This window comes from Verrucosispora sioxanthis (genome assembly GCF_010560025.1).
GTDB lineage: Bacteria > Actinomycetota > Actinomycetes > Mycobacteriales > Micromonosporaceae > Micromonospora > Micromonospora palythoicola.
The window spans coordinates 81053-95885 of record NZ_SAIY01000011.1; the positions used below are offsets into that span (position 1 = coordinate 81053).

The 14833-nt window shown below is 71.7% G+C and carries 12 protein-coding genes and 1 pseudogene; 4 read left to right on the forward strand and 9 right to left on the reverse strand.

What is annotated here, in order from left to right:
- Window positions 1-144: 144 nt before the first annotated feature.
- Window positions 145-1545: an MBL fold metallo-hydrolase gene (locus tag ENC19_RS25565; RefSeq protein ID WP_164449607.1), complete on the forward strand. Its 1401-nt coding sequence runs from the start codon at window positions 145-147 to the stop codon at window positions 1543-1545.
- Between the two features lie 39 nt (window positions 1546-1584).
- Here ENC19_RS25565 and ENC19_RS25570 read toward each other — a convergent pair whose 3' ends face one another.
- The 5 genes and pseudogenes from ENC19_RS25570 to ENC19_RS25590 all read right to left on the reverse strand — a co-directional run bounded on the left by ENC19_RS25570 (window position 1585) and on the right by ENC19_RS25590 (window position 7162).
- Window positions 1585-3033, reverse strand: coding sequence for a sensor histidine kinase (locus ENC19_RS25570; protein ID WP_216592790.1), 1449 nt, complete (start codon window positions 3031-3033; stop codon window positions 1585-1587).
- Complete coding sequence (locus ENC19_RS25575) at window positions 3030-4688, reverse strand: FAD-dependent oxidoreductase (protein ID WP_164449608.1); 1659 nt, start codon at window positions 4686-4688, stop codon at window positions 3030-3032. Before ENC19_RS25575 ends, ENC19_RS25570 begins: the two co-directional genes overlap by 4 nt.
- Before the next feature lie 108 nt (window positions 4689-4796).
- Window positions 4797-5363, reverse strand: a complete 567-nt coding sequence (locus ENC19_RS25580; protein WP_164449609.1) for a hypothetical protein — start codon at window positions 5361-5363, stop codon at window positions 4797-4799.
- Between the two features lie 142 nt (window positions 5364-5505).
- Window positions 5506-6714, reverse strand: a pseudogene (locus ENC19_RS31975) (RNA polymerase sigma factor); the annotation flags it as partial.
- Between the two features lie 112 nt (window positions 6715-6826).
- Entirely contained in the window at window positions 6827-7162 is a 336-nt protein-coding gene (locus ENC19_RS25590) for a YciI family protein (protein ID WP_164449610.1), read from the reverse strand.
- A 372-nt stretch (window positions 7163-7534) separates the two neighbouring features.
- Here ENC19_RS25590 and ENC19_RS25595 point away from each other — a divergent pair, with 372 nt between their 5' ends.
- The gene (locus ENC19_RS25595; protein WP_164449611.1) at window positions 7535-9358 is read left to right on the forward strand and encodes a hypothetical protein; all 1824 of its coding nucleotides are present in this window, start codon (window positions 7535-7537) and stop codon (window positions 9356-9358) included.
- 42 nt (window positions 9359-9400) lie between these two features.
- Window positions 9401-10393, forward strand: a complete 993-nt coding sequence (locus tag ENC19_RS25600) for a DUF817 domain-containing protein (RefSeq protein ID WP_164449612.1) — start codon at window positions 9401-9403, stop codon at window positions 10391-10393.
- Here ENC19_RS25600 and ENC19_RS25605 read toward each other — a convergent pair.
- Window positions 10362-10484 carry a 50S ribosomal protein L36 gene (locus tag ENC19_RS25605; RefSeq protein WP_164449613.1) on the reverse strand — a complete coding sequence of 41 codons (123 nt, stop codon included), beginning with the start codon at window positions 10482-10484 and terminating at the stop codon, window positions 10362-10364. The two genes, ENC19_RS25600 and ENC19_RS25605, sit on opposite strands and share 32 nt — an antisense overlap.
- A 109-nt stretch (window positions 10485-10593) precedes the next feature.
- The gene (locus ENC19_RS25610; RefSeq protein ID WP_164449614.1) at window positions 10594-10971 is read right to left on the reverse strand and encodes an ArsR/SmtB family transcription factor; all 378 of its coding nucleotides are present in this window, start codon (window positions 10969-10971) and stop codon (window positions 10594-10596) included.
- A gap of 142 nt (window positions 10972-11113) precedes the next feature.
- Between ENC19_RS25610 and ENC19_RS25615 the strand changes: the two genes are divergently transcribed.
- Window positions 11114-12520 carry an NAD(P)-binding domain-containing protein gene (locus ENC19_RS25615; RefSeq protein WP_164449615.1) on the forward strand — a complete coding sequence of 469 codons (1407 nt, stop codon included), beginning with the start codon at window positions 11114-11116 and terminating at the stop codon, window positions 12518-12520.
- Here the strand turns inward: ENC19_RS25615 and ENC19_RS25620 are convergent.
- On the reverse strand, window positions 12486-12938 hold the full coding sequence (locus ENC19_RS25620; protein ID WP_164449616.1) for a hypothetical protein: 453 nt from the start codon (window positions 12936-12938) through the stop codon (window positions 12486-12488). The two genes, ENC19_RS25615 and ENC19_RS25620, sit on opposite strands and share 35 nt — an antisense overlap.
- On the reverse strand, window positions 12938-14758 hold the full coding sequence (locus ENC19_RS25625) for a carbon starvation CstA family protein (protein WP_164449617.1): 1821 nt from the start codon (window positions 14756-14758) through the stop codon (window positions 12938-12940). The genes ENC19_RS25620 and ENC19_RS25625 overlap by 1 nt, the downstream gene beginning before the upstream one ends.
- Window positions 14759-14833 lie beyond the last annotated feature (75 nt).

Genomic DNA, 14833 nt, shown 5'->3' on the forward strand with positions numbered 1-14833 from the left:
ACCGGCTCCCGGTTCGTTCCGGCCCGCCCGAGTGGCCGATGTATACCCCCCGGGGTATATTCGGATCGGTTACCCGATCGGGGCGGCATCTCCGCATCCCCGCCGGGTAAGCACTCGCTGGAGACGAGCAACCGAGGAGTTGGCATGACGGTGCAGGTGTCGGTCATCACGACGTCGTCCCTCGGCGACCGCAGCTACCTGGCCACCGACGGCCGGGTCGCGGTCGTGGTGGACCCGCAGCGGGACATCGACCGGGTGCTGTACCTCGCCGGTGCGGCCGGCGTGCGGATCACCCACGTGGTCGAGACGCACCTGCACAACGACTACGTCTCCGGTGGGCTGGACCTGGCCCGGCTGACCGGGGCGCGGTACCTGGTCGCCGCCGCGGACGAGGTCGGTTTCGACCGGGTACCGGTCGGCGACGGCGACGTCGTCGAGGTGTCGGAGACGCTGCGGCTGCGCGCCGTGGCCACCCCTGGTCACACCTTCCACCACCTGTCGTACGTGCTCGACGAGGCCACCGAGGGGGGCTGGACCGCGACCGGGGTCTTCACCGGCGGATCTCTGCTGTTCGGCACCACCGGCCGCACCGACCTGCTCGGCGCCGAGCACGCGCACGAGTTGGCCAAGCGCCAGCACACCTCGGCGCAGCGGCTCGCCGACCTGCTGCCGGACGGGGCACAGGTGTGGCCCACCCACGGCTTCGGCAGCTTCTGCTCGGCCAGCCAGGCCGACGCCCCCGACTCGACGATCGGCCGGGAGAAGCAGGTCAACCCGGTGTTCCGGCTGGCCGCGACCGAGTTCGTCACCGAGACCCTGGCCGGTCTGGACGCCTACCCGGCGTACTACGCGCACATGGGGGTGGCCAACACCGCCGGCCCGGCCCCCGTGGACCTCACCCCGGTGGCGCGAGCCGACGCCACGCAGTTGCGGGAGCGCATCGCCGCCGGGGAGTGGGTGGTCGACCTGCGACACCGCAAGGCGTACGCGGTCTCGCACCTGGCCGGCACGGTGAGCCTCGGCCTCGACGGCCCCATGTCGACCTGGCTCGGCTGGCTGATCGACTGGGGCACCCCGGTCACGCTGCTGGCCGAGACACCGGAGCAGGTCGCCGACGCCCAGCGCGAGCTGGTCCGGATCGGCATCGACCGGCCCGCCGCCCAGGCGACCGGCACCCCCCGGCAGTGGGTCGACGAGCCCGCCGACCTGCGGGAACTGCTCGTCGCGGATTTCCCGGCGCTGGCCGCCGCGCAGGCCGGGAATCCACCGGCCGGGCTGCCCGCCCCGCAGGTCGTCCTCGACGTGCGGCTGGGCAACGAGTGGCGGGACGGCCACGTCGAGGATGCCGTGCACGTGCCGCTGCCCGAGCTGCCCCGCCGGCTGGCCGACATTCCGGCCGGCACCGTCTGGGTGCACTGCGGGTCCGGCTACCGGGCCGCCCTCGCCGCCTCCCTGCTGGCCAACGCCGGCCGCGACGTGGTGCTGATCAACGACCTCTTCGACCACGCCGAGGCGGCCGGCGTACGACTGGACTGCAGCGCCTGACCGCCGGCCGGGCTGGCCCGAGTGCCGCCGTCCGTCGGGTCAGCCGGCCGGCGGTTCCGGCGGACTGATCGGCAGCAGGACGCGGAACAGGGTGCTGCCGGGCGTGCTGGTCACCCGGATGTCACCGTGGTGCTTGTTGACCACGATCCGGTAGGAGATGTCCAGACCGAGGCCGGTACCCTCGCCGACCGGCTTCGTGGTGAAGAACGGCTCGAAGATCCGGGGGCGGATCTCGTCGGGGATGCCCGGGCCGGTGTCGGCGACCTCGACGATCAACCAGTCGTCCTGCCGGAGAGTCCGGACGGTCAACACCCCGTCACCACCCATCGCGCCGAGCGCGTTGTCGATCAGATTGCTCCACACCTGGTTCAGCTCGGCGGCGTACGCCGGGATCGATGGCAGGCTCCGGTCGTACTCCCGGACCAGCCGGACCCCGGCGGTTATCTTGCCCTTGAACATCACGAGCGTGGCGTCGAGCAGTTCGTGCACGTCCACCACCTGGTACGGCGCCCGGTCGAGCTGGGAGTACTGCTTGGCGGCACCGACCAGGGTGGAGATCCGGGTGGCGGCGTCGGCGATCTCCCGCATGAGCAGTTCGGTCTCGACCGTGTAGCTCAGCCAACGCACCGCCGCTTCCAGGTCCTCCTCGCCGACCGACGCGCGGACCCGTTCCAGCCAGTCGACGTCCAGCCCGCCGCCGACGAGCGTCGACGCCAGCTCCCAGCCGGCGGTCAGGCCCCGGTCGTCCAGCCAGTCGGTCAACTCGTCCTCGGCGTCACTTGTCGCCAGCGGTGAGAGCGTCGGTGCCTTGGCCACCCGCTCGACCGCCTCCTCCTGGAGGCCCACCAGGGAGTGCAGCCGGCGACCGTCGAGCCGGCCGTCGGCGATCATGGCGAGCTTGTGCCGCATTCCGGCGATCCGTTCCCGCAGGCTGGTGGTGGCCCGCACCGCCGCGCTCGCCGGATTGTTCAACTCGTGGGTCAGGCCGGCCGACAGGGAACCCAGGGCCAGCAGCCGCTCCCGTTCGCCGATCAGCGTCTGGGTGTCCCGCATCCCGATGAACATGCCCTCCAGCAGGTGCATCGCCATCGGGAACCAGGTACGCACCGCGTGGGCGAACTGCTCCGCCGGCAGCACGAAGAACTCGGCGTCGGTGAGCGCCCACATGCTGTTGCGGTACTGCCGGTCGTCACCCAGGTACGCCTGGGTGGCACCGCCGTACACCCCGCGCTGCGCGGTGCGGCTGATCTCCACCTGGTCGCCGTGCACCGTGCGGCAGAGCCGCACCGTGCCGTCGAGCAGGACGAAGAAGCACTCCGCCGAATCACCCTCGCCGTAGACCAGGTCGCCTTCGTTGCGCCGCTCGACCCGGCCCTGGTCGGCCAACCAGCTCAACTGGGCGTCGTCGAGCGATTCGAAGAGGAACAGCGTCCGCAGGTCGTCGGCGGTCAGCCGCCCCGGGCCGGTGCCAGGGTCCCCGCTGGTCACTGTGCCTCCAGGTACCGGTGCACGAGCGACACGGCCATCGCGCCCTCACCGACGGCGGAGGCCACCCGCTTCACCGAGGCCGCGCGGACGTCACCGGCGGCGAACACGCCGGGCACGCTCGATTCGAGGTGGTACGGCTCGCGTGGCAGCGACCAGCCTGCCGGTCGACGTCCCCCGGCGACCAGGTCCGGTCCGGTGACCACGAATCCCCGTTCGTCGCGGACCAGCGTGCCGTCCAACCATCCGGTCCGGGGCTCGGCACCGATGAAGACGAACAGCCAGGACGTCACCACCTCCCGCTGCTCGCCGGTCCGGGTGTCCCGCAGGGTCAGCCGTTGCAGGTGTTCGTCACCGGCGGCGCCCGCCACCTCGGTGTACGGGTGCACGGTCACCTGGTCGATGCGGCCCAGTTGGTCGATGAGGTACCGGGACATCGACGTGCTCAGGTCCGCGCCCCGGATCAGCAGGTGTACCCGCTTCGCGTAGCGGGAGAAGTAGACCGCCGCCTGCCCCGCCGAGTTGGCGCCGCCGACGATGTAGACGTCCTCGCCCACGCAGCTCGGTGCCTCGCTGGCCGCCGAGCCGTAGAAGACGCCCCGGCCGGTGAAGTCGGCCAGGCCGGGCGCGCCGAGCATCCGGTACGACACGCCGGTGGCCAGCACCACCGAGTGAGCGGCGAGTGTCTGTCCGTCACTGAACCGCAGCAGCCGCGCCGACCCGGCTTCGGCCAGGCCCACCACCTCACGGGTGCTGAGCAGTTCCGCGCCGAACTTCAACGCCTGCCGGCGGGCCCGCTCGGTGAGCTGCGCCCCGGAGACCCCGTCGGGAAAGCCGAGGTAGTTCTCGATCCGGCTGCTCTGCCCGGCCTGTCCACCGGTGGCCAGCCGCTCCACCAGGACGGTGCGCAAGCCTTCCGAGGCCCCGTACACGGCGGCACCCAGGCCGGCCGGCCCGCCGCCAACCACCACCAGGTCGTAGAAGTCCGCCGTGGGGGTGACGTCCAGTCCCACCAGCCCGGCCAGTTCCGCCTCCGAGGGTGCCACCAGCGCCTTGCCGTCGGTGGTGACCACCAGCGGGACGTCGGCCGGAGTGGCCCCGGCCGCCGCGAGCAGCCGGCCGCCCTCGGGGTCGTCGGTCAGCAACCATCGGTACGGGACCAGGTTGCGGGCGAGGAAGTCCCGCACCGTGAACGACTCGGCGGACCAGCGGTGCCCGACCACCCGGATCTCGCTCTCCCCGGCGGCCGGGCTGGCCGCCCACGCCTCCAGCAGGGAGTCGACCACCGGGTAGAGCTTCTCCTCCGGCGGGTGCCACGGTTTGAGCAGGTAGTGGTCGAGGTCGACCAGGTTGATCGCGTCGATCGCCGCGCCGGTGTCGGCGTAAGCGGTCAGCAGCACCCGGCGCGCGGCGGGGAACAGGTCCATCGCGGCTTCCAGGAACTCGATGCCGTTCATCTCCGGCATCCGGTAGTCGGCCAGCAGCAGCGCCACCTGGTCGCCACGTAGCTTGACCTCGCGCAGCGCCTCCAGTGCCTCCGGCCCGGACGTGGCACGGACCACCCGGTACCGGTCGCCGTAGCGGCGCCGGATGTCCCGCGCGACCGCCCGGGAGACCGCCGGGTCGTCGTCGACGGAGAGGATCACCGGGTTCGCCATGGGCCCATGAAACCACGCCCGTGTTTCGGTCACCGATGCCGACGACGGACCCGACCGCAGGGCGGTGTGCCACACCACAGTCCGGTGGCGAGCTGGTGTGCCGGCTGCTCAGGAGCGAGCCGCCGGGACGGCACGGAACACGATCGTCACGCTGAACGTGGTCCCGTCCACCTGGTAGGCGTAGCAGCCCGGTCCGGCCACGGTGGTGACGCCCGGCAGGTCGCTCTCCGGCGTGGTCAACACGGCATGGTGCCCGTCGTCGCGGGGCTCGCCGGTGTAGGAGAACACCGCCGTCGCGCTGCCCGGCGCGTCGATGCGCGCTGCCCGGACCAGCACCGGACCGGTGTAGCCGGAGCCGATCCACCGGACCTTCTTCGGGTACGTGCCGTCCGGTTGCCGGTCCTCGTCGCGCAGTTGCAGGGCACCGTCGACGAAGTAGTCGGCGACCGGGTACAGCGGGCCGGGGCCGAGCACCCGGGACGCCAGGTCGCTGTCGGACCAGGGCCGGGGCTCGGTGACCGGGCAGGGGTCGCCGGGCCCGACGGTGGGCAGTTGGAGTGGCGGAGCCGTCCATCCGGTGGACGAGGCCGTCGGCGTCGGCGACCCCGGCGCGGCATCCGGCGGTGCGGCGTCACAGGCCGCCATGCTCAGCGCTAGCAGAACGGCGGCGCTCACCCACGGCCATCGCATCATCTCCGCAGTATCGACCCGTTGCGTCATCCGCACAGCCCCGGTACGCCGTCGAACTCGCGACGCCCGCCTTCGGCACCGCCGGTCCCCGCTTCGGTTGTCGGCCGGTGCCCTGATGCTGCGGCCGCTACGACTCGGGCTTCGAAGCACAACGTGCCCGATCGAGCAGGGCCCGCCGCTCAGCCTCGCCGTGCACCCGGTCCGCCGCCGCGCGGAACAGCGCCGCTGCCCGCTCCCGGTCACCCTGCCGGGCGACGAGGTCCGCCTCCACCGCCAGGGTCAACGGATAGCCGTCGAGCCCGCCGCCGGCACGCGCCTCGGTGAGCAGGGCCAGCCCGACCTCCGGCCCGTACGCGTACCCGTGCGCGACGGCTCGGTTCAACGCCACCACCGGGGTCGGCTGCGCCTGGACGAGCTGTTCGTAGCAGTCGGCGATCCGTCGCCAGTCGGTGGCCTCTGCGCTGGGCGCGGTGGCGTGGCACGCCGCGATCCGGGCCTGCCACGCGTACGGGCCGGACCCGGTCAGCCGGACGAGCAGGCGGTCGGCCTCGGCGATCGCCGCGTGGTCCCACCGGGACCGGTCCTGTCGATCGAGCGGAATCAGGTTGCCGTCGCTGTCCCGCCGGGCGGTCCGGCGGGAGTGCTGCAACAGGAACAGCGCCAGCAACGCCGTCACCTCCTGCTGTTCCGGCATGAGCCGGACCAGCAACCGGGCCAACCGGATCGCCTCCTCGGCGAAGGCCGGTTCGCCGTCCGCGTCGTAGCCCTGGGTGAACAGCAGGTAGAGCACGCCCAGCACGCCGGGCAGGCGTTCGGTCAGGGCATGGCCACGCGGCACCCGGTACGGGATACCCGCCTCGGCGATCCTCGTCTTGGCCCGGGTGAGCCGCCGCGTCATGGTGGACTCGCTGACCAGGAAGGCCCGGGCGATGTCGGCGGTCGGTACCGCGCAGATCGTCCGGAGGGTCAGCGCGACCCGCGCCTGCGGCGCGAGTGCCGGATGGCAGCAGGTGAAGATGAGCCGCAGCCGGTCGTCCACCACCTCCTCGTCCGGTACCGGTTCCGCGGTGGCGGCCGTCAGCGCCAGCACCGCCACCTCGCGCAGCTTGCGCCGTTCGACCGAGGCCCGCCGCAGCACGTCGAGCAGCCGGTTCCGGGCAACGGCCATCAGCCAGCCCGCCGGGTTGGCCGGTACCCCGTCCACCGGCCAACGATCCAGTGCCCGGGCCAGGGCCTCCTGCGTACAGTCCTCGGCCAGCGTCCAGTCTCCGGTGATCCGGATCAGGGCCGCCACGATCCGCGGGTACGCCTCGACGGCGGTGGCCGCGACGGCTTGCGCCGCCGCGGCCCGGTCGGCCGCCGTGCCCCGTTACCGGCACGCCGCCGCGCCGCCGCGCCGTCGTCGTCGGTCGACGCCCGCGGCGCCGCGTTCTCGGCGGCCGGCTCCGTCACTGCTCGAAGTCGGCGAACGGGCGGAGTTCGATCCGCCCGGCCCAGGCCATCGGATGCGCCCGGGCCACCTCGATCGCCTCGTCCAGATCGGCGCACTCCAGCAGGTCGAAGCCGACGATCATCTCCTTGACCTCGGCGAACGGCCCGTCCGAGACCAACAGTTGGCCATCGCGGACCCGTACCGTGGTGGCGGCCGAGGCTGGCGCCAGCTGGGCGCCCTGGAGGCGTCGACCGGCCGCGTCGTTCTCGGCCACCCACACCTCGACGTCCGGGTGGTTGCTCGGCTCCGGGTCCGGCTCCGGATCGGTGCAGACCAGCATCATGTACTTCACGTCGGATCTCCCATCAAGTCGTCCTGCCGGGTGGTACATCGGCATGACGAACGGCAGGCCAGCGATCGGACAGCCCCTGCCCGCCCGACCGTATCCCCGGTCGGCCGTCCTGTCAGTCCCCGTACCGCCACCCGGCTCCCGTACACCGTCCGATCGGTCACCGCACGTGTCGACCGGCGCCACACTGCGGCGCTCGTAACGGATGTACCGTCGGTCGATCTCGCCGTACCGTCGCACTCGGCGCGGCCCGGACACTCGGTGACGAGGCTGGACGGCCCGGCACCAGGACAGCACTGACGGCGATGCGCCCAGCCGCCGGCCGACGCTCCGGAGGTCCCCTTGTCACGACGCGGTAGCCGAGGCGCTCTCCTCGTGCTCCTGCTCGCCGTCCTGCTCGCGGCGGCCTCCGGCTGCACCGGGGCCGGGACGAAGCCCACCCGGTCCGGCGGTGACCCGGTCGAAGCCCGGCCCGATCCGGGGTTGCTGGCGCTCGGCGAACTGCTGGACGCACGCGGCGCGCTACCGGTCGAACAGGCGCTGCGGATGGTCGCCGGGCTCGTCGAGCCGCTGCCGGGCGTCGAACCGTGGACGCCGGCGGACACGACGGCGCCACCGATGGCGGGGTTGGCGCTGCGTACGGCCGCGCAGGCACTGCCCACCCTGGACGCACCGGTCGCCGACCGGATCAGGGCGATCGTCGAGCCCTCCGCCGACGAGGAGGAACTCGTCGTCCGTCCGGGACAGGGCCTCGCGCGCCGCGGCTCGACCACTGTCGCGCCGGACACCGTCCCGCCGAACGAGGAACTGACCGGCGTCGTGGCCGGCATCGTGGCGGACATCGAGGAGCGGACCGGCCACCGGCTGCGGCTGACGGTACGGGTACGGACGGTCGCGGATGCCCGCACCGGCGGCGACGCCCTGACGACCCCGGTGGCCGGTGGCGGCGGTACGACCCGCGCCTGCCGCATCGCCCTGCCGCGCACGTTGTTCGGTGCCGACGCTTCCTCGATCACCAGCACGATCGCGCACGAGGTCTGGCACTGCTTCCAGTACGACGCGGCACCGCTGCGCAACCTCGACGGAGCTCCGTTGTGGATCATCGAGGGGCAGGCGGAATGGGCCGGGGAAGCCTATGTGGGTGGCTCCCCGTCGAGCGCAGCGCGATGGGACACCTGGCTGTTGCAACCGGCGAGGGCATTGACGACGCGCAGCTACGACGCCATCGGCCTGTACGCGGTCGCCGCCGCGACCGGCGCCGACCCGTGGCGGACGATGCTGCCCATGCTGGGCCGCCGGGGCGCTCGGGCGGTCGAGACGCTGTTCGACCGGTCCGCCACCGAGGCGGTCCGCCGCGTCGCGACGTCGCTCGTCCGGTCGCCCGAACTCGGTGAGGTGTGGGAGTCGCGGGGCCCTGGGATCACCGGCTCCCGGGTCGCCCCGGTGTTGACCGTCGCGGCCGAACCCGTCGAGGCCCGGATGCGGGTACCCGCCTTCGGCGCACTGCCGATACGGATCAACGCGTCCGGTGGTGAGGTGCTTCGCGTAACCGTCGAGGGTGGCGCGGCCGGCGCCGTCGCCATGCCGCTCGCCGGCACGGTCGAGCTGGCTCCCGGCGGCCACGCGATGTTCTGCCTGACCGAGGAGGGCTGCGCCTGTCCCGGGGCACGGCCGGGAACACCCCAGGCCGGAGCGGGAGAAGGTGCCGCGGCCGTGGGGGCGACCACCGCCGGTGAGGTCGCCTTGGTGGCCGAACTGCTCACCGTCGAGGAGATGTGCGAGTCGAGCGGGCTCGTCGGCGAGTGGGTGACCGACGTCGCCAACGTGATGCGGGTGTTGTCGGCGGAGTACGGCACCATGCCCTCGTGCCGCGGGCCTTGGGTGGCGACCTTTACGGCGGACGGCCGATTCACCGCCGGGTACGAGGCCTCCTGCCGGATCGCCGACGTGACGGGGCGGGCGACCGCCCGGTTCACCGGGAACTACACCGACACCGGACGCACGTTCACCCTGTCGGACGTCGTGGGGGACGGCTCGATGACGCTCAACGGTCGTACCATGCCGCTGCCCGGCGTTGACGGGTTCCGAACGGCGCTGGGAAACACGGCCGACTACGGGATCGACGGCGACACCCTGACGTACTCCTTCGCCGCACCGGACGGCAGCAAGCCGACGATCGTGCTCACCAGACGGTCCTGACCACCGCCTGCCTGCCCACCTGGAAGCACTAGCCTCGGAGCGATGCAGCACACCCCCGACGGCCGGGCCGCGCTGACCACGGCCGAGCGCGCGATCGATGCCCGCTTCCGCGCGGCGCTGGCCCGGCTACCGCGTCAGGGGCCGGCGGGGTGGTTCACCGAGTTCGTGGTCTTCGGGCTCAAGCAGGCCTGGGCGTGCGTGTTCGGTGCCGCCATGCTGGCAATCATCTGTGCTGCGCACCTCTGGTATCCGGACGACGCCGCGTTCGCCCGCAACGACGCCCTCACCGTCGCCGCGGTCGCCATCCAGGTCGCCATGGTCGCGGGGCGGCTGGAGAGCCTGCGCGAACTGCGGGTGATCGTCCTGTTCCATCTCGTCGGCACGGTGATGGAGCTGTTCAAGACCCATGTCGGCTCGTGGACGTACGAACCCGAGGGGGTGCTCCGGCTCGGTGGGGTGCCCCTGTTCAGCGGCTTCATGTACGCCGCGGTCGGCTCCTACCTGGTCCGGGTGAACCGGCTGTTCGACCTGCGCTTCACGCGCTATCCGAGACGCTGGTTGACGGCCCTGGTGGGGACCGCGATCTACGTCAACTTCTTCACCAACCACTACCTGCCGGACGTGCGGTGGCTGCTCGTCGCGGCCGTGGCGCTGGTGTTCGGTCCCTGCGTCATGCACTTCCGGATTTTCCGGGCCCGGTTGCGCATGCCGCTGCTGCTGGCCTTCGTCCTCGTCGCCTTCTTCATCTGGCTGGCCGAGAACATCGCCACCTGGTCGAACGCCTGGCTCTACCAGAGCCAGGCGGACGGTTGGCATCCGGTGTCACTGACGAAGCTGACGTCGTGGTTCCTCTTGATGATCATTTCGGTGGTGCTGGTCACCTGGATCGCACCGCCGCAGCCGCCCGACGACGACCGGCCACCGCACCGAGGCACCGACGAAACGGCGTCGGCAGCGGTGCCGGTCGGCCGGCGGGAGCGGCTCCGATCGTCTCGCGACCAGCTCAGCCCTGGCGGCCCTTCCACTGCGGGTTGAGCCGGTTCACCACGACCACCCGGCCACGTCGGCGCACCACCGTCGAACCCGGCTTCCGTTTCAGCGACCGGAGGGATGTCCGTACCTTCATGTCCGTTTTCTCCTCGGCTCGGGTCTCACGCCGTACGCCGGTGGGAACGCCGACCACGACGGTGGGATTCCCCGGCCGGTGGCGGTCGATCGGGGGCCGGTCACCCGACCTACCGGTCGGACGGAGGCGACGGTTCGACTGCCAGCAGGGCGGCCAACTGCCGCAGCACCTGGGGCCGGGCCCGGTAGTAGACCCAGGTGCCCCGTCGTTCGGAGTCGACCAGACCCGCCTCTCGCAGCGTCCGCAGATGATGCGAGATCGTCGGGCCGGTCAGGTCGAAGGCCGGGGTCAGGTCGCAGACACACACCTCTCCGCCCTCGGCCGAGGCGATCATCGACATCAACCGCAACCGCACCGGATCGCCGAGGGCCTTGAACGCGGGTGCCAGCACCACGGCGGTCTCATCTGACACCCGCTGCTGCGCCAGCGGCGGGCAGCACGGGGCGGCGGTGAGATCGAGGGAAAGTGGCGCCGCCTGCTTCGACATACCCCTAGGTTGACATCTGTCTAAGCAGCGTGCAAATCTCTGTTTCGAAGAACATCGAGACAGCAGGTCGAGGCCGCCCGTGTGACACGAGGGGCCGGACCACCCGCCTGTTTCGACAACCATCGAACATGAGGAGTAGCTGATGAGCGACCTGGATCAACTGCCCGTCGCCGTCATCGGGGCCGGGCCGGTCGGCCTCGCCGCCGCCGCCCACCTGCACGAGCGCGCGCTGCCGTACACCGTTCTGGAGGCGGGCGACGGCGCCGGCGCCGCTGTGCGGCAATGGGCCCACGTCCGCGTCTTCTCGCCCTGGCGGTACAACATCGATTCGGCCGCCCGCCGCCTGCTGGACGAGGCCGGCTGGGTGACACCCGATCCGGACGCCCTACCGACCGGCGCCGACCTGGTCGAGAACTATCTTCAGCCGCTCGCGAACCTGCCGCAGCTCAAGCCACATCTGCGCTACGGCGCGCGGGTGGCCGCGATCAGCCGACTCGGCTACGACCGACTGCGTACCACCGGCCGGGAGTCCGCTCCCTTCCTGATCCGGCTCACCGACGGCCGGGAGATCCTCGCGCGGGCCGTCATCGACGCCTCCGGCACCTGGGGCACCCCGAACGTGCTGGGCGCGTCCGGGCTGCCCGCCCTGGGCGAGACCGGAGCCGCCGCCCACCTGGAGCACGCCCTGCCGGACGTCCTCGGCACCGACCGGGCCCGCTTCGCCGGTCGGCACACGCTTGTCGTCGGCGCCGGCCACTCCGCCGCCAACACTTTGCTCTCGCTCGCCGAGCTCGCCGCAACCGCCCCCGGCACCGAGGTGACGTGGGCCATCCGATCACCGTCACCGACGCGGACCTACGGCGGCGGTGACGCCGACGCGCTCCCCGCTCGCGGCGCGCTCGGCTCCCGGCTGCGGTCGCACGTCGACGCCGGTCGGATCCGCCTGCTGACCGGCTTCTCCGTCCACGCGATCACTCCCACCGCCGGTCGGGTCGCGGTGATCGTCCGACGCGGCGATGCCCAGGAGCAGGTCACGGTGGACCGGATCGTCGCCGCCACCGGCTTCCGGCCCGACCACACGATCGCCGCCGAGCTGCGCCTGGACCTCGATCCGATCATGGGAGCGACCCGCGCCCTGGCTCCGCTCATCGACCCCAACGAGCACTCCTGCGGCACCGTGCCGCCGCACGGCGTCGACGAACTCGCCCACCCGGAGCCCGGCTACTACGCCGTCGGCATGAAGAGCTACGGCCGTGCACCCACTTTCCTCATGGCCACCGGTTACGAACAGACCCGATCCGTGGTCGCCGCCCTCGCCGGCGACTGGCAGGCCGCCCGCGACGTACGACTCGAACTGCCCGAGACCGGCGTCTGCAACAGCAACCCCGCCGAATCGGTCGACGGCGACAACTGCTGCGGCCCGACCACCCAACCGTCCGGCAAGGGCCTGGCCACCGGGGTCAGCGGCGGTCTGCTCGCCGCGCCGCTCAACCTGGTCGGCGCCGACGAGCCGGCTACCGACCGGGCCGGCGGCTGCTGCGGTGGCTGAGGACAGCCGACGGGTCGAGCGCCTGGCGGACGATGCGCAGGGCCTGCTCCGCCGGGGGTAGGCCGGACTCGCTGACCACCCGGCCGTCCACGATGATCGCCGCGTATCCGGTAGCTCGGACCAGGTCCCGCAGCAGGGTCCGCCAGGGCCGTCGGTGCCGGCGACCATCGCGCACGATCGCCGGCAACAGGAACAGCGTGTTCCGCGGGTCGACGATCTCCACCGCGATCTCGGCCGGCAGACCGGCGCGTACCGTCCGGTAGACCTCGCCCAACGGCCGCTGGTCGGCCCGTTGCCGCGCCGACGCGGGATCCTCGTGCCGGCCCTCGACGCAGACTCCGGCCGCGCCGGTGCAGCAGCCGGAGCCGGCCCCGGGGGCATCCCACGGTCGGATCAGCAGAACCCGGTGCCGGGCCATCAGCGGCGATCGTCGGTGGCACCGGTACCGGCTGCCGACTCGGCACCGACCGCTCGCTGCGACTCGTCGGCCGACTCGGAGTCGGCGGCACCCGCACCGCCGCTGTCCGGGCCGGGCCCGGAGTCCGTCTCCGGCTCGACAGGCTGACCACTGGCGCGACGCAGGGCGAGCACCGCCTCCACGATCAGCCAGAGCGCGAGGACGAAGATGACGGCGTCCAGCGGTGCCAGCACCCACTCGTCGGCCACCACGAACTCCCGCAACTGCACGACAAGTGCCCAGGTCGTCATCACCAGCAGGAAGACCAGCGGCACGATTACCGCGACCGGGTTGCGCCGACGGCGCAGCACCCAGACCGCGATGACGGCCAGGGCGAGCCCGGCGGTGAGCTGGTTGGTGGTGCCGAAGAGTCGCCACAGCACTCCGAAGGTGTAGCCGGCGTCCCCGCCACCCGGCAGCAGGGCGAGGGTCAGTGGTGCGGCGACCGCCACCAGCCCGGCCAGGGTCAGATGGCGGGACAGCCGCCGCCATCCGACCAGCTCGGCGATCTCCTGCACGATGTAGCGCTGCAACCGGACGCCGGTGTCCATGGTGGTGGCCGCGAACGAGATCACCACCACCGCCGCGAAGACGGTCGCGAGCTGGAACTCGATGCCGAGGTTGGTGGCGAAGCTGGCGATGCCGTTCACGAAGTTGCGGGTGGCGCCGCCGGAGGCTTCGGCGTAGCTGGCGTACAACCCCTCCCACTCGGCGCGCGTGGCGGCGACCCCGGCCGTGACCGCGATGATCGACCCGAGGGCGAGGCTGCCCTCGCCGATCGCCCCGGCATAGCCCACGTACCTGGCGTCGGTCTCCTTGTCGAGCTGTTTGGAGGTGGTCCCGGAGGCCACCAGCGAGTGGAACCCGGATATCGCACCGCAGGCCACGGTGATGAACAGGAACGGGAAGATGCTCGGTGAGCCGGCCGGCACGTCGTTGAACATCGGCGCCACGATCCGGTCCATCCCGACCAGCACCCCGGCGAAGATCACCGCGATGGCGATGAACAGCTGGTGGGAGTTGATGTAGTCGCGCGGCTGCAACAGCAACCACACGGGCAGCCGGGAGGCGATGAACGCGTAGACGAAGAGGATGACCACCCACAGGTCGCGCGTCCGCTCGAAGCCCAGCGCGTCGGCCAGCCCGGTGATCTCGACGGGATAGAGGTTGCCCACCCAGATCAGGAAGTAGAGCGCGGCCACGCCGATGAGCGACGGCACCAGCGCCGCGCTGCGGGTGCGGTAGATGTACTGGCCGATCGCGATGGCCAGCGGAATCTCCACGAAGATCGGGATGACCGCGCCCGGGTACGCCACGAGCAGGTTGCCGATCACCACCGCGAAGACCGCGTTCACCAGCGTGAGCAGGAAGAAGATGATCAGCAGGAAGAGCGTACGGGCCCGCTTGCTGATCACGTCCGCGGCGAGGGTGCCGATGTTGCGCGCCCGGTGCCGCACCGAGACCGCGAGCGCCCCGAAGTCGTGTACGCCAGCCGCGAAGATGGTGCCGAACACGACCCAGGCCAACGCCGGACCCCACCCCCAGAACACCGCGATCGCCGGGCCGACGATCGGGGCGGCTCCGGCGATCGAGGTGAAGTGGTGGCCGAAGAGGACATGTTTGTTCGTGGGGACGAAGTCGACTCCGTCGGCGAACCGGTGCGCCGGGGTGACGTAGGTCGGATCCAACCCGTAGACCCGGTCGGCGAGGTAACGCGAGTAGTACCGGTAGCCGAGGGCGAACATCGCCATGACCGCGATGACGACGACGATGGCGGGCATACGGCTGCCTCCTTGCGGCCCGTGGGGGCGGGCGCTCGTGTGCAGATCCCGAAACCTGCCGGTAATGTAACGGGG

What these genes read in the sequence shown, in the direction of transcription:
- ENC19_RS25565 (WP_164449607.1), top strand. Translation starts at nt 145, where the DNA reads ATGACGGTGCAGGTGTCGGTCATCACGACGTCGTCCCTCGGCGACCGC.
- ENC19_RS25575 (WP_164449608.1), bottom strand. Translation starts at nt 4,688, where the DNA reads ATGGCGAACCCGGTGATCCTCTCCGTCGACGACGACCCGGCGGTCTCC.
- ENC19_RS25600 (WP_164449612.1), top strand. Translation starts at nt 9,401, where the DNA reads ATGCAGCACACCCCCGACGGCCGGGCCGCGCTGACCACGGCCGAGCGC.
- ENC19_RS25605 (WP_164449613.1), bottom strand. Translation starts at nt 10,484, where the DNA reads ATGAAGGTACGGACATCCCTCCGGTCGCTGAAACGGAAGCCGGGTTCG.
- ENC19_RS25610 (WP_164449614.1), bottom strand. Translation starts at nt 10,971, where the DNA reads ATGTCGAAGCAGGCGGCGCCACTTTCCCTCGATCTCACCGCCGCCCCG.
- ENC19_RS25615 (WP_164449615.1), top strand. Translation starts at nt 11,114, where the DNA reads ATGAGCGACCTGGATCAACTGCCCGTCGCCGTCATCGGGGCCGGGCCG.
- ENC19_RS25620 (WP_164449616.1), bottom strand. Translation starts at nt 12,938, where the DNA reads ATGGCCCGGCACCGGGTTCTGCTGATCCGACCGTGGGATGCCCCCGGG.
- ENC19_RS25625 (WP_164449617.1), bottom strand. Translation starts at nt 14,758, where the DNA reads ATGCCCGCCATCGTCGTCGTCATCGCGGTCATGGCGATGTTCGCCCTC.